The sequence below is a fragment of the Pseudomonas sp. BN411 genome, from assembly GCF_029871235.1.
Lineage (GTDB): Bacteria > Pseudomonadota > Gammaproteobacteria > Pseudomonadales > Pseudomonadaceae > Metapseudomonas.
The window spans coordinates 318,997-334,100 of record NZ_SSOM01000067.1 but is presented as its reverse complement, the minus strand read 5'-3'; the positions used below and the strand labels follow the sequence as shown (position 1 = coordinate 334,100).

Sequence of the window (15,104 nt, the reverse complement as noted above, 5' to 3'; positions counted from 1 at the left end):
GCGCACATTGCCCAGAGGTGCTCGATGCGCGCCAACACCCCGCCAGTGGAAAAGCCGGCCAACGGCCAACTCAACGAAGAATCCGCCCAGATCCGCTGGCTCGACAGCCTCACAGCCTATCGGCAGTGGATCGTCATCGCCTTCACCCTGCTGGTGTTCATCCTCGGCCTGCTGGCGTGCTGGCACCTGTTGCGGGAACTCGACCCGGATGCACTGCGCTCCGCCATTGCCGATGTACCCGGCACCAGCCTGCTGCTGGCCCTGGGCGCCACTGCTGTCAGCTTCATCGCCTACATAGGCTACGAATGGTCCGGCTGCCGTTTCGCCGGTGTGCACCTGCCCTTGCAGCGCATGGCGCTGGGCAGCTTCTGCGCGTCGGGCGTGGGCAACGCCATCGGCCTGTCGATGCTCACCGGCGGCTCCGTACGTTTCCGCCTGTACGGGCGCGATAACCTCGGCGCCGGCGACATCGCCCGCATCACCCTGTTCGCCAGCCTCGCCCTGGGCTCGGCGCTCCCGCCGCTGGCGGCGCTGGCCGCCCTGAGTGCCCCGGCCGCCGCCTCGATCGCCCTGGGCCTGCCGGAAAGCCTGGTGATCTTCATGGCCGTGGGCGTACTGCTGGCCGGCGCTGGGCTGGTCTTCTGGATCTCGCGCCAGCGCGCTCCCGAACCACCGGTGCCCGGCTGCATCGACATCCGCCTGGGCAACCGCAGCGTGCGCCTGCCCGGCCTGCGCCTGTCAGCGCTGCAACTACTGATCACGGTAGTGGACGTCTGCGCCGCCGCTTGCGTGCTCTACGTGCTACTGCCCGACGCACCACCGCTCGGCGCCTTCCTGCTGGTCTACATGCTGGCCCTGGCCGCTGGCGTACTCAGCCACGTTCCAGGCGGGGTCGGCGTGTTCGAAGCCGTTCTGCTGGCGGCCTTCGCCGGCCAACTGGGTGCTGCCCCCCTGGCGGCCGCCCTGCTGCTCTACCGCCTGATCTACGTCGGCCTGCCACTGGTGCTGGCCTGCCTGCTGTTGCTCGCCAATGAGGCGCAGCGCCTGTTCCCCGCCGGCCGCCAGGCATTGCGCGCCGCCTCCGGCCTGGCCGCGCCGGTACTGTCGCTGCTGGTGTTCCTGTCCGGTGTGGTGCTGCTGTTCTCCGGCGTCACCCCGGCGGTGGACACCCGCCTGGAACACCTGAGCTTCCTGATCCCCCATCGCCTGATCGACGCCTCGCACCTGGCCGCCAGCCTGGTCGGGGTGCTCTGCCTGCTGCTGGCCCACGGGTTGCGCCATCGCCTGTCGGCGGCCTGGGCGCTGACCGTGGTACTGCTGCTGACCGGCGCCGGCCTGTCCCTGCTCAAGGGCTTCGACTGGGAAGAAGCCAGCCTGCTGAGCATGACCGCCGTGCTGCTGGCGATATTCCGTGCAGCGTTCTACCGCCCCAGTCGCCTGCTGGAGATGCCCTTCTCGCCGATCAACCTGGCGGCCAGCGCCTGCGTGCTGATCGCGGCCCTCTGGCTGATGTTCTTCGCCTTCCAGGACGTGCCCTACGACCATGAACTCTGGTGGCAATTCGCGGTGGACGGCGACGCGCCGCGCGCCCTACGCGCTTCCCTGGCCAGCGGCCTGCTGCTGGCCGGCATCGCCCTGGCCTGGCTGCTGCGACCGGTGCCGCCGACCATCCACGAGCCGACCGATGAAGAGCTGGAGCGCGCCGCCGAGGTGATCCGCAGTTCCGACCAGCCCGATGGCGGCCTGGTGCTGACCGGCGACAAAGCCCTGCTTTTCCATCCCCTGGGCGACGCCTTCCTCATGTATGCCCGCCGTGGCCGCAGCCTGGTAGCGCTGTTCGACCCCATCGGCCCGTCCCACCGCCGCGCCGAGCTGATCTGGCAGTTCCGTGACCTCTGCGACCATCACCACGCCCGGCCGGTGTTCTACCAGGTACGTGCGGAGAACCTGCCCTATTACATGGACATCGGCCTGTCCGCCCTGAAGCTCGGCGAGGAAGCGCGGGTCGACCTGCCCCGCTTCGACCTCGACGCCAAGAACAAGGCAATGAAGGACCTGCGCTACACCTTGAGCCGTGGCCAACGCGACGGGCTCAGCCTGCAGATCTATGAAGTCGGAACCGCGCCCCTGGAGCAGTTGCAGTCCATTTCCGACGCCTGGATGCAGGGCAAGCAGGCACGGGAGAAAGGCTTCTCCCTCGGCCGCTTCGACCCGGACTACCTGAAGCATTTCCGTATCGCCACCATCCAGTTCGAGGGCAAGCCGGTGGCCTTCGCCAACCTGCTGGAAACCGAAGGCAACACCCTGTCCAGCATCGACCTGATGCGCGTGCATCCTCACGCACCGAAGCTGACCATGGAATTCCTGATGCTCAGCCTGCTGCTGCACTACAAGGAACGCGGCCATGCCCGCTTCAGCCTGGGCATGGTGCCGCTCGCCGGCCTCCAGCCCCGTCGTGGTGCCCCCTTGACCCAGCGCCTCGGCGCGCTGGTGTTCCGCCGCGGCGAGCAGTTCTATAACTTCCAGGGACTGCGCCGCTTCAAGGAGAAATTCCAGCCCGAGTGGGAGCCGCGCTACATGGCCGTGCCCGCCGGCCTCGACCCGCTGGTGGCGCTGGCCGACACCGCCGCGCTGATCGCCGGCGGCTTCACCGGCCTGGTCAAACGCTGAGGTGCACATGCTCAAACGCAACTGGCGACACCTGCTGCTGATCCTGATCGTCCTGCTGGTGGGCGCGACCCTGCTGTTCTGGAGCCGTCCCACGCCCCAGGCAAAGCTGGAAAGCCTGAAGGCTTCTGACGGCAGCCCCATGACCCTTGCCAACCCTGCCGGAGCCGTCCAACACCGCGTGCTGCTGTTGGCCAGCGGCGACCAGCGCCTGGCCGACGCCGACCTGCTGGCCCTGGCCCGCAGCAGCAATGCCCGCCTGCTACAGCTGGACCTGCCGGCCTCGGACTGCGCGGCGCAACAGGAACGCCTGCAACAAGCCCGCAAAACCCTGGACGGCGAACCGACCCTGGTAGCGGGTATCGGCGCTGGGGCCTCATTCGCCTGGCGCTGGCTGGCCGAGCAGGACAACGACAACGCCCAAGCCCTGTCCATCGACTTCAGCCTGGACACCCCGGACTGCCCCGCTGCCTTGCCGCAAACGGCGCCCCACGGCCACTGGCTGGCCGCCTGGAACGACAACCCGGACGACCCCAGCGCTGCCTTCGCGCGCAATCAGTCCAATGCCGAAACCCTGATCAGCGACTACGACACCAGCCTCACGCAACTGCTGCAGCAACGCCTGCAAAGCCTGCTGCAAGGCCAGGGCGAGCCGCTGCCGGTGGTGGAAGTGCCCGCCACTCACTCCACCGGGACCGTCACCCTGTTCTATTCCGGCGATGGCGGCTGGCGCGATCTCGACCGCGCGGTGGCCGACGAAATGGCCAAGCGCGACTACCCGGTGGTGGGCATCGACGCGCTTCGCTACTTCTGGCAGCACAAGAACCCCGAACAGGGTGCCGCCGACCTCAGCCGTCTGATGAAGGAATACCGCGAAAAGTGGGGCGCCAAGCGTTTCGTGCTGGCGGGCTACTCCTTCGGCGCGGACGTGCTGCCGGCGTTCTACAACCGGCTGCCCAAGGCCGACCAGGACCAGGTGGACGCCATTCTCCTGCTGGCGCTCGCCCGCAGTGGCAGCTTCGAGATCGAGGTTCAGGGCTGGCTCGGCAAGGCTGGCCAGGAAGCCGCCACCGGTCCGGAACTGGCTAAGCTGCCGGCAAGCAAGGTGCTTTGCGTGTTCGGCAAGGAAGAGATCAGCGAGAGCGGCTGCACCCAGCCGGGCGCCGTCGGGGAAAATCTCGAACTGCCGGGAGGACACCATTACGACGAAAACTACCCGGCATTGGCGGAGAAACTGCTGGCAGCGGTTGCGAAACGCCAGGAGTCCGTTGCAAAGGATTGATCCAGGTTCAGATTCGCTTAAGGCAACGCGGTTATCCTGCCCGACCGTTTCGCCTTAAGACGAGAAAGAGGTACCTGATGAGTCTCAAGAACGCGCCTTCCCGCTATGGGAGCCTGTCCATCGCCCTGCACTGGCTGATGCTGGTACTGATCGCAGCGGTTTACGCCTGCATCGAACTCAAGGGCAACTTTCCCAAAGGCAGCGAAACCCGCGACCTGCTCAAGCAATGGCACTTCATGCTCGGCATGGCGGTGTTCTTCCTGGTCTGGCTGCGTCTGATCGGCAGGATGATCTCCCCCACCCCGGCCATCCAGCCCGCCCCGACGAGCTTGCAGAACCTTGTGGCCAAGTTCATGCACCTGGCGCTCTACGCCCTGATGATCGGCACGCCCCTGGCCGGCTGGCTGATTCTCAGCGCCGCCGGCAAGACCGTTCCCTTCTTCGGCCTGGAACTGCCAGGGCTGATCGGCCCGAACAAGGAACTGGCCGGAGAAATCAAGGAGCTCCACGAACTGGCGGGCACCGCCGGCTACTGGCTGATCGGTCTGCACGCCGTTGCAGCGCTGTTCCACCACTACGTGAGCCGCGACAACACCCTGGTGCGGATGCTGCCGGGACGCAGCTGACCCCTCGTGACATAGGACGCGTTGGGCGTCGCGGTGCTCACCCACAACCTACTTGCTCTTGTAGGTTGAGCTGAGCGAAGCCCAACGTAGGGCGCCGACATCCGCCTCGTGGGGCGTTGCGGACCTGTAGCGCCCCCCTCAAATCTCTACCTGCGTCCCCAGCTCGATCACCCGGTTCAGCGGCAGGTTGAAGTATTTCAGGTTGCTGTTGGCGTTCTTCAGCAGAAAAGCGAATAGCGCCTCGCGCCAGCGCGCCATGCCAATGCGCTTGGTGGGGATTACTGTCTCGCGGCTGAGGAAGTAGGTGGTGCTCATCGGGCTGAAGTCCAGCTCGTTGAGGTGGCAGAGCTTCAGCGCTGCCGGCACGTCAGGCTCCTCGATGAAGCCGAAGTGCAGGATCACCCGGAAGAATCCATCCCCGTAGGCATCCACCTCGAAACGCCGTTCCGACGGAATCCGCGGCGTGTCCTCACTCACCACCGTCAGCAGCACCACCTGCTCGTGCAGCACCTGGTTATGCAACAGGTTGTGCAACAGGGCATGGGGCACGGCGTCGGTGCGGGCGGTAAGGAATACGGCCGTACCCTGCACCCGATGCGGCGGCTGCGAACGGATGCTGCTGATGAACAACGGCAGCGGCAGCGCGGTTTCGTCCAGGCGATCCACCACAATCTGCTTGCCACGCTTCCAGGTGGTCATCAGGACGAACAGTGCCGTACCGGCCACCACCGGGAAGGCACCACCCTGGAAGATCTTCGGCACGTTGGCTGTGAAGAACAGGCTATCGACGAAGAGAAACCCCAGCAGTACCGGCACGGCCAGCCACAAGGGGGTTTTCCACAGCAGCAGCATGACCACCGACACCAGCAGGGTGGTGATCAACATGGTGCCGGTCACCGCCACGCCGTAGGCCGACGCCAGCGCGCCGGAGGACTCGAATCCCAGTACCAGCAGCACAACGCCCACCATCAATGCCCAGTTCACCGCACCGATGTAGATCTGACCCTGCTCCTGCTGGGAGGTGTGCTGCACGAACATGCGCGGGATATAGCCCAGTTGCATGGCCTGGTGGGTCAGCGAAAAAGCGCCGGAAATCACTGCCTGAGACGCGATCACCGTGGCCAGGGTGGCCAGCAGCACCATGGGCAGCAGCGCCCAGCCCGGCGACAGCAGATAGAAGGGGTTACGCGCGGCAGCGGGGTCGGCGAGGATGGCCGCCCCCTGGCCGAAGTAGTTCAGCACCAGCCCCGGTAGCACCAGGAAGAACCAGGCACGGGCGATGGGTTTACGGCCGAAGTGGCCCATGTCGGCGTAGAGCGCCTCGGCACCGGTCAGGGCCAGCACCACCGCCCCGAGGATGACCACACCCACGGTCGGATGGGTGATGAAGAAGTGCACGCACCACCAGGGATTCATCGCCTTCAGCACCTCCGGCTGCTGGACGATGCCGTAGATCCCCAGGGCACCGAGCACGCTGAACCAGAGCACCATGATCGGCCCGAAGAGAATGCCGATACGCGCCGTGCCGTGCTTCTGGATCAGGAACAACCCCACCAGCACGATCAGCGACAACGGCACCACCCAGTGGCTGATGCCATCGAACGCCAGGTCCAGGCCTTCGACGGCGGAGAGCACAGAAATCGCCGGGGTGATCATGCTGTCGCCGTAGAACAGTGCCGTACCGAACAGGCCGAGCAGCACGACCGCCGACCTCAGCTTCGGGTAGGACCTGGAAGCGCGCTGGGCCAGGGCGGTCAGCGCCATGGCGCCGCCTTCGCCTTCGTTGTCGGCACGCAACACGAACAGCATGTACTTGATCGACACCACCCAGATCAGCGACCAGAAGATCAGCGACAACACCCCCAGAACCCCGTCGTGGTTGACCTGGACGCCGTACTGCGGGGAGAAGACCTCCTTCAGGGTGTACAGCGGGCTGGTGCCGATATCGCCGTAGACCACCCCGGCGGCGGCTATCAGAAGGCCAAGCCCGGTGGTCGAATGCCCCTCATGCTGGTTGGCGGAGTGGCTGACGCTTTCGCTCATCTGAACCTTCCTGCTCATGACTGTTGGTGCGCATCGTCTAATAAGCCTTCCTGGCAACGAGAAGCATCCCGCATCCGTTCCGCCAGCTTCCTACAGGCTAGCTGCGAAATGACAACAGATGAGGGTGGAAATGGCTGACGCCTGCCGCTAGAATTGCGCACTTTTTGATCAGAGGCGCCCTCCCGAGCGCCCATCGAGGTTAGCCGCAATGTCCACCGCCACCCCCAAAGTCGGATTCGTCAGCCTGGGTTGCCCGAAGGCCACCGTCGACTCCGAACGCATCCTTACCCAGCTGCGCATGGAAGGCTACGAAATCGTACCGACCTACCAGGATGCCGACGTGGTCGTGGTCAACACCTGCGGTTTCATCGACAGCGCCAAGGCCGAGTCCCTCGACGCCATCGGTGAAGCCATCGCCGAGAACGGCAAGGTGATCGTCACCGGTTGCATGGGCGTTTCCGAAGATTCCATCCGCGACGTACACCCGAGCGTGCTGGCCGTGACCGGTCCGCAGCAGTACGAGCAGGTGGTGAACGCCGTTCACGAAGTCATTCCTCCCAAGGCCGACCACGATCCCTTCGTTGACCTGGTACCGCCGCAGGGCATCAAGCTGACCCCGCGTCACTACGCCTACCTGAAGATTTCCGAAGGCTGCAACCACAGCTGCAGCTTCTGCATCATCCCCTCCATGCGCGGCAAGCTGGTCAGCCGCCCGGTGGGCGACGTGCTCTCCGAGGCCGAGCGCCTGGTCAAGGCCGGCGTGAAGGAGCTGCTGGTGATCTCCCAGGACACCAGCGCCTACGGCGTCGACCTCAAGTACAAGCTCGACTTCTGGAACGGCCAGCCGGTGAAGACCCGCATGCTGGAACTGTGCGAAGCCCTTTCCGCCATGGGCGTGTGGGTGCGCCTGCACTACGTCTACCCGTACCCCAACGTGGACGACGTGATCCCGCTGATGGCTGAAGGCAAGCTGCTGCCGTACCTGGACATCCCCTTCCAGCACGCCAGCCCGAAAGTGCTCAAGTCCATGAAGCGCCCGGCCTTCGAGGACAAGACCCTGGCCCGCATCAAGAAGTGGCGCGAGATCTGCCCGGACCTGACCATCCGCTCCACCTTCATCGTCGGCTTCCCCGGCGAGACCGAGGAAGACTTCCAGTACCTGCTGGACTGGCTGACCGAAGCCCAGCTCGACCGCGTCGGTTGCTTCCAGTACTCCCCGGTGGAAGGCGCCCCCGCCAACGACCTGGGCCTGGAACTGGTGCCGGACGACGTGAAGCAGGACCGCTGGGAGCGCTTCATGGCCCACCAGCAGGCCATCTCCACCGCCCGCCTGCAGCTGAAGATCGGCCGCGAAATGGACGTGCTGATCGACGAAGTGGACGACGAAGGCGCCGTGGCCCGTTCCTGGGCGGACGCGCCGGAAATCGACGGCAGCGTGTTCATCGAGTCAACCAGCGTGAAGCCGGGCGACAAGGTGCGCGTGCGCATCGTCGATGCCGACGAGTACGACATGTGGGCCGAACTGGTCTGAGTCGATAGTTGGATGAAAGAGCCCCGCTGATGCGGGGCTTTTTCTTTTGGGCTAACTCAAGCGCCCTCTTGGTCGTAGGATGTGGTGGAGCGCAGCGATACCCATCAACAGAGCCCCGCCATGCTCAAGGTCTTCTACGACGGCGCCTGCCCGCGCTGCATCGCCGACCGCCGCTGGTACGAATCCTTCCCCCGCGCCGCCGAGGGCGTGGAATGGATCGACATCACCGGCCGTGACGCCGAGTTGCGCGCCCTGGGCATTGACCCCTACCTCGCACTAACCGAACTCCACGTCCAGGACGAAGCCGGCCGCATCCATCGCGAACTGGACGCCTACATCCTCCTGTTCGCGCGGGTCCCCAGGATGGCACCGCTGGCCTGGGTGGTCGGGCTGCCGCTGATCAGGCCACTCCTGTCACTGGTCTACCGCCGCTGGGTTCTGCGCCGCTTGAGGCGGGACGGCAGGCTCTAGAGGCTGCGTCTAGACTCGCAGCATCCATGGCCCAAGCGGAATCACAACAATGACCGACCAGAACCGCCAGGTAACCCTCTACCACTGCCCCTACACCCGCTCCACCGGCGCCCTGACGCTGCTGGAAGAACTCGGCGCGGACTTCAAGCTGCATGTGATGAACATGAAACTCGGCGAGCAGCGCAAACCCGAGTTCCTCGCCATCAACCCCATGGGCAAGGTCCCCACCATCACCCACGGCGACGCGGTGGTCACCGAGCAGGTATCGGTCTACCTCTACCTCGCCGATCTCTACCCTGAGGCCAAACTGGCACCGCCCCTGGGCGACCCGTTGCGCGGCCCCTACCTGCGCTGGATGGTGTTCTACGGTTCCTGCTTCGAACCGGCTGTAGTGGACCGAGTACAGAATCGCGAGCCGATTCCGGAAGCGCGCTCGCCCTACGGCGATTTCGACAGCGTGATGAAGACCCTGGTTGGCCAGCTCAAGCAAGGGCCCTGGCTGCTCGGCGAACAGTTCACCGCCGCCGACGTGCTCTGGGGCAGCGCGCTGAACTGGACGACCCAGTTCGGGCTGATCCCGGAAGTGCCGGCGATCAAGGCGTACATCGCCCGCTTCATCGAACGCCCTGCCTACACCCGTGCCCTGGCCAAAGACGCCGAGCTGGCCGCCACCCAGGCTGCCCCCGCCTGACAATGCCCGTGCATTCCGCACCTCGATAATGCCCCCGCCCCGGCCACCCCGGGGCTAGGGTATGGGCCTTTCCCGGCACAGTCGCGAGGTTCGCCATGCATCCTTATTTCAGCCTTCAGGGCCGCACCGCCCTGGTCACCGGTGGTACCCGTGGAATCGGTCGGATGATCGCCCAGGGCTTCCTCGAAGCCGGCGCGCGCGTCTTCATCTGCGCCCGTGATGCCGAGGCCTGCCACGAAACCGCTGCCGAACTCTCCGCCTTTGGCGAATGCCACGGCCTTGCCGCGGACCTCTCCAGCGAAGAAGGCGCCAAGGTGCTGGCTGAAGTGCTGGCACAGCGCATCGAACGGCTGGACATCCTGGTGAACAATGCCGGCACTACCTGGGGCGCTCCGCTGGAAAGCTATCCGGTGAAGGGCTGGGAAAAGGTCATGCAGCTCAACGTCACCTCGGTGTTCAGCTGCATCCAGCAATTGCTGCCGCTGCTGCGCAAGGCCGGCAGCGAAGCCTGCCCGGCGCGGGTGATCAACATCGGCTCGGTCGCCGGGATCACCTCCCATGGCGAAGAGGCCTACGCCTACGGGCCGAGCAAGGCGGCTCTGCACCAGCTCTCAAGGATGCTGGCGCGGGAACTGGTGGCCGAGCACGTCAATGTCAACGTGATCGCTCCCGGTCGCTTCCCCAGCAAGATGACCCGCTTCATCGCCAATGACCCGGAGGCCATGGCCCGCGACACCGCGCTGATCCCGATGAAGCGCTGGGGTCGGGGCGAGGAAATGGCTGCGCTGGCCATCAGCCTCGCCAGCACGGCGGGGGCCTACATGACCGGCAACGTCATTCCCATCGACGGTGGTTTCCACCTGTAACCGGTCTATTGCGCGGCGCCCGGCGCGGCGCTAGGGTAGCCGCGCACTTCAGCGGAAATACCCCATGCGCCTCGCCCTCCTGACTCTTCTGCTCACCCTTGCCGCCCCGAGCTTCGCTGCGCCGGCGCCCTTCTTCATCTGGCAGAGCAAGCGGGATGGTGCGCTGACCTGCGCCCAGACCAGGCCCGGCGATGGCTGGCAGCGTCTGGGTGGGCCCTTCCGCGACGCCGGCTGCCGCGTGCCCTACTGACATGCAGCACAGCATTTCCCCGGTCGGTTACGTCCGCTCCTGCTTCAAGGAAAAATTCGCCATTCCCCGCCAGCCGCACCTCGCGCCAGCCGCCCGTGGCGTGCTGGAACTGGTGCCACCGTTCGATACCGGCGATGCCGTCGCGGGGCTGGAACAGGTCAGCCATGTCTGGCTGCTGTTCCTGTTCCACCTGGCCCTGGAAGACAAGCCGCGCCTGAAGGTGCGCCCGCCGCGCCTGGGCGGCAACCAGTCCATTGGCGTCTTCGCCAGCCGCTCCACCCACCGCCCCAACGGCATTGGCCAGTCGGTGGTGAGACTGGAGAAGGTCGAAGCCGGTCGTCTCTGGCTGTCCGGCATCGACCTGCTGGACGGCACGCCGGTCGTGGATATCAAACCCTACGTTCCCTACGCCGACCGTCAGGAAGGCGCGCTCAACGCCATCGCCGACGCGGCGCCGGAACTGATTCCGGTGGAGTGGGAACCAAGCGCCCTGCTCCAGGCCCGCGAACACGGTCAGCGCCTGGGCGAACCCCTGGCCGAGCTGGTGGAGCAGTGCCTGGCCCAGGACCCGCGTCCGGCCTACCAGAAGCCCGAACCCGAGCGCCGCTACGGCGCCCGTCTGTGGGACGTGGACGTGCGCTGGCATTACCCCGAACCGGGGCGAATTCGCGTGCTGGAGATTGCGCGGGGCTGATTTTTTCGGGGCAGCACCAACCGTCGCAGCTGGCGCATGGCCCAACGTGTAGGAGCGAGCTTGCTCGCGAAAAGATCCTGCTCTAGCTGTTCGCGAGCAAGCTCGCTCCTACAAAAAGAGGCGCTGGTCAGCGGGCCGGGTTGAGCACCAGGGAATCCGCTTCGATGCAGTCCTGCTCAATGATCAGCGGCTCCACCAACGGGCGGCTGGCGAGGAAGTGCGGCGTCCGCATGTGCGCCTCGAAGGCGGCTTCGTCGGTGTAGACCTCATAGAGCCAGACCAGATCGGGATCGCTGCGATCCTGCAGCACATCGAACACCAGGCAACCGGGTTCGTCGCGCACCGATGCAGCGGCGTTGACGCGCATGGCGTCCATGAAAGCGTCCAGACTGCCGGGGCGCAGGCGGGTCTTGAGGAGAAGGCAGTACACGTTGAACTCCGTTTTGTCTTATATTTCTCAAAAATTGTATACAAAAACGGAGACAAAGAAATGCCCACTCGCCCGAGCCGCCTCAACGGCCTGCGCCATATCGCCATCGTCGTGCCCAATCTGGAGGAGTGCGAACGCTTCTACGTGGACGTGCTGGGCATGGAAGTCCTCAACCGCGCCAACGAGGACCTCGTCTACCTCACCTGCGGCAACGACAACCTGTCCCTCGGCCGTGCCTTCGCATCCGCGAGCGGCGTGCAGGCGGTGGACCATTACGGCTTCGTGGTGGACAGCCTGGAAGAGCTGGAAGCCTGGTACCAGTACCTCAAGGCCAAGGGCGTGACCATGCTCGACCGCCCCTTCGCCCATGGCGACGGCGCCCACAGCTTCCACGTGCTGGACCCGGCCGGGAACAAGATCCAGCCGATCTACCACCCGGCCATCTCCGGACAGCGTTTCAGCTCCCCGGTCTGATCCCCGGAAACAACAAAGCCCGCCAATTGGCGGGCTTTGCTGTGTAACGATGGCGCTTACTTCTCGACGAAGGCGCGCTCGATCAGGTAGTCGCCCGGCTCGCGCATACGCGGGGAGATCTTCAGGCCGAAGCTGTCGAGAACCTCGCTGGTCTCGTCGAGCATGCTCGGGCTACCGCAGATCATGGCGCGGTCGTCCTGCGGGTTGATCGGCGGCAGGCCGATGTCTTCGAACAGCTTGCCGCTGCGCATCAGGTCGGTCAGGCGGCCCTGGTTCTCGAACGGCTCGCGGGTCACGGTGGGGTAGTAAATCAGCTTGTCCTTGACGGCTTCGCCGAAGAACTCGTTCTGCGGCAGATGCTCGGTGATGAACTCGCGGTAGGCGACTTCGTTCACGTAGCGTACGCCGTGGACAAGGATCACCTTCTCGAAGCGCTCGTAGGTTTCCGGGTCCTGGATCACGCTCATGAAGGGCGCGAGGCCGGTGCCGGTGCTCAGCAGGTACAGGTGCTTGCCCGGGTTCAGGTCGTCGAGTACCAGAGTGCCGGTGGGCTTCTTGCTGATGATGATCTCGTCGCCTTCCTTCAGGTGCTGCAGCTGGGAGGTCAGCGGACCATCCGGCACCTTGATGCTGAAGAACTCCAGATGCTCTTCCCAGTTCGGGCTGGCGATGGAATAGGCGCGCATCAGCGGACGACCGCTGGCCTGTTGCAGGCCGATCATGACGAACTGGCCATTCTCGAAGCGCAGGCCCGGATCACGGGTGCACTTGAAGCTGAACAGCGTGTCGTTCCAGTGATGAACGCTGAGAATGCGCTCCGAGTTCATGTTGCTCATTTACGGGGCTCCGAAAATTTGAAGTCGCCAGCGCCGCTCAGGAGGGGGCGCGATTGCGCGACATTGTAATGACCACCACAATATCTGTTAACTGAATTATCAAGATATAGGTTATCGGTTATATAGATATGCGATTTACTCTCCGTCAGCTCCAGGTATTCGTCGCCGTCGCCCAGCAGGAGAGCGTTTCCCGCGCTGCCCAGCAGCTTTCCCTGTCGCAGTCGGCCGCCAGCACTTCCGTAACGGAGCTGGAGCGGCAGTCGGGGTGCCAGCTGTTCGATCGCGCCGGCAAGCGTCTCAGCCTCAATGCCCTGGGTCGTCAGTTGCTGCCCCAGGCGGTGGCCCTGCTGGACCAGGCCCGCGAGATCGAGGACCTGCTCAATGGCAAGACCGGCTTCGGCTCCCTCGACGTTGGCGCCACCCTCACGGTGGGCAACTACCTGGCCACCCTGCTGATCGGCTCCTTCATGCAGCGCCACCCGGAATGCCAGGTGAGCCTGCATGTGCAGAACACGGCGAATATCGTCCAGCAGATCGCCCTCTACGAACTTGATCTGGGTCTAATCGAAGGCGACTGCCAGCACCCGGATATCGAAGTACTGCCCTGGGTGGAGGATGAGCTGGTGGTGTTCTGTGCGCCGCAGCACCCGCTGGCTGCCAAGGGTCACGCAAGCCTGGCGGAGCTGAGCCGCGAAGCGTGGATTCTACGGGAAAAGGGTTCAGGCACCCGCCTGACCTTCGACCAGGCCATGCGCCACCACCCTACCCCGCTGAACGTCCGCCTGGAGCTTGAGCACACCGAAGCGATCAAGCGCGCGGTGGAATCGGGCCTCGGCATCAGCTGCATCTCGCGGCTGGCCCTGCGCGATGCCTTCCGCCGCGGCAGCCTGGTGCCGGTGGAAACCCCGGGCATCGACCTGCGCCGGCAGTTCTATTTCATCTGGCACCGGCAGAAGTACCAGACGGCGGCCATGCGCGAATTCCTCGATCAGTGCCGGGCACTGACCGAAGGGGTGACTCGCAGCGACGAGATCGTGCTGCCGCCGATTGCCTGAGCATCAGCCCAGGAGAATGGTGGCCCAGACCGCGGTGATCAGCGTCAGCGCAGTGAATTGCGCGGCGCTGCCCATGTCCTTTGCGTTCTTCGAAAGCGGGTGGCGTTCGAGAGAAATGCGGTCGATGGCCGCTTCCACCGCCGAGTTCAGCAGCTCGACGATCAGCGCCAGCAGGCAGACGCCGATCATCAGCGCGCGTTCGCCACGGCTGACATCGAGGAAGAACGACAGCGGGATCAGGACCACGTTGAGCAGCACCAACTGGCGGAAGGCGGCCTCACCGGTGAAGGCGGCACGCAGCCCGTCAAGGGAATATCCAGCGGCGTTGAGAATACGTTTGAGGCCGGTCTGGCCTTTGAATGGCGACATAGGAAAAGGGGCTGTTGAGAGGAGCGCGCAGCCTAACGCAACGCGCTTCAAATTTGCGTGAAAGACCCGGCGTCAGGACGACGGAATCGATTCCATCTGTTGCAGCAGCAGCGCGGCCTGGGTGCGGGTGCGCACGTTGAGCTTGCGGAAGATAGCGGTCACGTGGGCCTTTACCGTGGCTTCCGAAACATGCAGTTCGAAGGCGATCTGCTTGTTGAGCAGGCCCTCGCAGACCATGGTCAGCACGCGGAATTGCTGGGGCGTCAGGCTTGCGAGACCCTCGCTGGCAGCCTTGGCCTCATCGGACAGGGCCTGTGCTTCCTCAAGCTGCGGAGGCCACCAGACATCGCCATCGAGCACCGCGCGCACCGCGTTCTGGATGACTTCCAGCGGGCTGGACTTGGGAATGAAACCGCTGGCACCGAACTCACGGGAACGAGCGACTACCGACGCTTCTTCCTGGGCGGAGATCATCACCACAGGGATCTGCGGATACTGACCGCGCAGCAGCACCAGGCCGGAGAAGCCGTAGGCTCCGGGCATGTTCAGGTCGAGCAGGACCAGGTCCCAGTCGGCACGCTCGGCCAGGCGGGTCTCGAGCTCGGCGATGCTCGCCGCTTCCACCAGCCGCACGTCAGGTCCGAGCCCCAGGGTCAGGGCTTGCTGCAGGGCGCTGCGGAACAGCGGGTGGTCATCGGCGATGAGAATTTCGTATGAGGCCATGGGCATGTCCTTTTTGTAATGGGCCCAGACACGCCTCTCCGGGGGTAAGGAAAGGCATTTCGGCACGACGGGATACGCTGGCCAGGCCCGAAGCTT

Annotated in this window: 16 protein-coding genes; 11 read left to right on the top strand and 5 right to left on the bottom strand. The window is 64.8% G+C overall.

Annotation, left to right across the window (positions count from 1 at the left end; translation table 11 throughout):
• The first annotated feature begins 24 nt into the window (after positions 1-24).
• From mprF to E8F06_RS14265, 3 genes are all read left to right on the top strand, one after another.
• Positions 25-2,670, top strand: a complete 2,646-nt coding sequence (gene mprF / locus E8F06_RS14275; protein ID WP_280368293.1) for a bifunctional lysylphosphatidylglycerol flippase/synthetase MprF — start codon at positions 25-27, stop codon at positions 2,668-2,670.
• A gap of 7 nt (positions 2,671-2,677) precedes the next feature.
• A complete protein-coding gene (locus E8F06_RS14270) occupies positions 2,678-3,949 on the top strand; it encodes an AcvB/VirJ family lysyl-phosphatidylglycerol hydrolase (RefSeq protein WP_280368292.1) in 1,272 nt (423 codons plus the stop codon).
• 77 nt (positions 3,950-4,026) lie between these two features.
• Positions 4,027-4,575: a cytochrome b gene (locus tag E8F06_RS14265; protein WP_280368291.1), complete on the top strand. Its 549-nt coding sequence runs from the start codon at positions 4,027-4,029 to the stop codon at positions 4,573-4,575.
• A 138-nt stretch (positions 4,576-4,713) separates the two neighbouring features.
• Here E8F06_RS14265 and E8F06_RS14260 read toward each other — a convergent pair whose 3' ends face one another.
• Positions 4,714-6,618: a potassium transporter Kup gene (locus tag E8F06_RS14260; RefSeq protein ID WP_280368290.1), complete on the bottom strand. Its 1,905-nt coding sequence runs from the start codon at positions 6,616-6,618 to the stop codon at positions 4,714-4,716.
• Between the two features lie 208 nt (positions 6,619-6,826).
• Here E8F06_RS14260 and rimO point away from each other — a divergent pair, with 208 nt between their 5' ends.
• The 6 genes from rimO to tsaA all read left to right on the top strand — a co-directional run bounded on the left by rimO (position 6,827) and on the right by tsaA (position 11,121).
• Entirely contained in the window at positions 6,827-8,149 is a 1,323-nt protein-coding gene (gene rimO, locus E8F06_RS14255; protein ID WP_151136279.1) for a 30S ribosomal protein S12 methylthiotransferase RimO, read from the top strand.
• Positions 8,150-8,269: 120 nt separating this feature from the next.
• The gene (locus tag E8F06_RS14250) at positions 8,270-8,620 is read left to right on the top strand and encodes a DUF393 domain-containing protein (protein ID WP_280368289.1); all 351 of its coding nucleotides are present in this window, start codon (positions 8,270-8,272) and stop codon (positions 8,618-8,620) included.
• A gap of 49 nt (positions 8,621-8,669) precedes the next feature.
• A complete protein-coding gene (locus E8F06_RS14245) occupies positions 8,670-9,311 on the top strand; it encodes a glutathione S-transferase family protein (RefSeq protein WP_280368288.1) in 642 nt (213 codons plus the stop codon).
• 95 nt (positions 9,312-9,406) lie between these two features.
• Complete coding sequence (locus E8F06_RS14240; protein ID WP_280368286.1) at positions 9,407-10,177, top strand: SDR family oxidoreductase; 771 nt, start codon at positions 9,407-9,409, stop codon at positions 10,175-10,177.
• 64 nt (positions 10,178-10,241) lie between these two features.
• Positions 10,242-10,427 carry a hypothetical protein gene (locus tag E8F06_RS14235; protein WP_280368284.1) on the top strand — a complete coding sequence of 62 codons (186 nt, stop codon included), beginning with the start codon at positions 10,242-10,244 and terminating at the stop codon, positions 10,425-10,427.
• Position 10,428: 1 nt separating this feature from the next.
• On the top strand, positions 10,429-11,121 hold the full coding sequence (gene tsaA / locus E8F06_RS14230; protein WP_280368282.1) for a tRNA (N6-threonylcarbamoyladenosine(37)-N6)-methyltransferase TrmO: 693 nt from the start codon (positions 10,429-10,431) through the stop codon (positions 11,119-11,121).
• A gap of 127 nt (positions 11,122-11,248) precedes the next feature.
• On the opposite strand, the gene E8F06_RS14225 is transcribed toward tsaA, so the two are convergent.
• Positions 11,249-11,551, bottom strand: coding sequence for a putative quinol monooxygenase (locus E8F06_RS14225; RefSeq protein WP_280368280.1), 303 nt, complete (start codon positions 11,549-11,551; stop codon positions 11,249-11,251).
• A gap of 60 nt (positions 11,552-11,611) precedes the next feature.
• Here E8F06_RS14225 and E8F06_RS14220 point away from each other — a divergent pair, with 60 nt between their 5' ends.
• On the top strand, positions 11,612-12,025 hold the full coding sequence (locus tag E8F06_RS14220) for a VOC family protein (RefSeq protein WP_151136292.1): 414 nt from the start codon (positions 11,612-11,614) through the stop codon (positions 12,023-12,025).
• Positions 12,026-12,081: 56 nt separating this feature from the next.
• Here the strand turns inward: E8F06_RS14220 and fpr are convergent, their stop codons facing one another.
• The gene (fpr, locus tag E8F06_RS14215; protein ID WP_151136293.1) at positions 12,082-12,861 is read right to left on the bottom strand and encodes a ferredoxin-NADP reductase; all 780 of its coding nucleotides are present in this window, start codon (positions 12,859-12,861) and stop codon (positions 12,082-12,084) included.
• A 128-nt stretch (positions 12,862-12,989) separates the two neighbouring features.
• Here fpr and E8F06_RS14210 point away from each other — a divergent pair, with 128 nt between their 5' ends.
• Entirely contained in the window at positions 12,990-13,916 is a 927-nt protein-coding gene (locus E8F06_RS14210; protein ID WP_280368278.1) for a LysR family transcriptional regulator, read from the top strand.
• A 3-nt stretch (positions 13,917-13,919) separates the two neighbouring features.
• On the opposite strand, the gene E8F06_RS14205 is transcribed toward E8F06_RS14210, so the two are convergent.
• Both E8F06_RS14205 and erdR read right to left on the bottom strand, forming a co-directional pair.
• Positions 13,920-14,285 carry a diacylglycerol kinase gene (locus E8F06_RS14205; RefSeq protein ID WP_069085287.1) on the bottom strand — a complete coding sequence of 122 codons (366 nt, stop codon included), beginning with the start codon at positions 14,283-14,285 and terminating at the stop codon, positions 13,920-13,922.
• A gap of 72 nt (positions 14,286-14,357) precedes the next feature.
• Positions 14,358-15,008 (bottom strand): response regulator transcription factor ErdR, encoded by a 651-nt coding sequence (gene erdR, locus E8F06_RS14200; protein WP_280368274.1) that lies wholly within the window; start codon positions 15,006-15,008, stop codon positions 14,358-14,360.
• Between the last annotated feature and the right edge of the window lie 96 nt (positions 15,009-15,104).

Coding starts and splice junctions, on each gene's coding strand:
- erdR (WP_280368274.1), bottom strand. CDS start 15,008: ATGGCCTCATACGAAATTCTCATCGCCGATGACCACCCGCTGTTCCGC.
- E8F06_RS14205 (WP_069085287.1), bottom strand. CDS start 14,285: ATGTCGCCATTCAAAGGCCAGACCGGCCTCAAACGTATTCTCAACGCC.
- E8F06_RS14235 (WP_280368284.1), top strand. CDS start 10,242: ATGCGCCTCGCCCTCCTGACTCTTCTGCTCACCCTTGCCGCCCCGAGC.
- E8F06_RS14250 (WP_280368289.1), top strand. CDS start 8,270: ATGCTCAAGGTCTTCTACGACGGCGCCTGCCCGCGCTGCATCGCCGAC.
- mprF (WP_280368293.1), top strand. CDS start 25: ATGCGCGCCAACACCCCGCCAGTGGAAAAGCCGGCCAACGGCCAACTC.
- E8F06_RS14270 (WP_280368292.1), top strand. CDS start 2,678: ATGCTCAAACGCAACTGGCGACACCTGCTGCTGATCCTGATCGTCCTG.
- E8F06_RS14260 (WP_280368290.1), bottom strand. CDS start 6,618: ATGAGCGAAAGCGTCAGCCACTCCGCCAACCAGCATGAGGGGCATTCG.
- E8F06_RS14245 (WP_280368288.1), top strand. CDS start 8,670: ATGACCGACCAGAACCGCCAGGTAACCCTCTACCACTGCCCCTACACC.
- E8F06_RS14240 (WP_280368286.1), top strand. CDS start 9,407: ATGCATCCTTATTTCAGCCTTCAGGGCCGCACCGCCCTGGTCACCGGT.
- E8F06_RS14210 (WP_280368278.1), top strand. CDS start 12,990: ATGCGATTTACTCTCCGTCAGCTCCAGGTATTCGTCGCCGTCGCCCAG.
- tsaA (WP_280368282.1), top strand. CDS start 10,429: ATGCAGCACAGCATTTCCCCGGTCGGTTACGTCCGCTCCTGCTTCAAG.
- fpr (WP_151136293.1), bottom strand. CDS start 12,861: ATGAGCAACATGAACTCGGAGCGCATTCTCAGCGTTCATCACTGGAAC.
- rimO (WP_151136279.1), top strand. CDS start 6,827: ATGTCCACCGCCACCCCCAAAGTCGGATTCGTCAGCCTGGGTTGCCCG.
- E8F06_RS14265 (WP_280368291.1), top strand. CDS start 4,027: ATGAGTCTCAAGAACGCGCCTTCCCGCTATGGGAGCCTGTCCATCGCC.
- E8F06_RS14220 (WP_151136292.1), top strand. CDS start 11,612: ATGCCCACTCGCCCGAGCCGCCTCAACGGCCTGCGCCATATCGCCATC.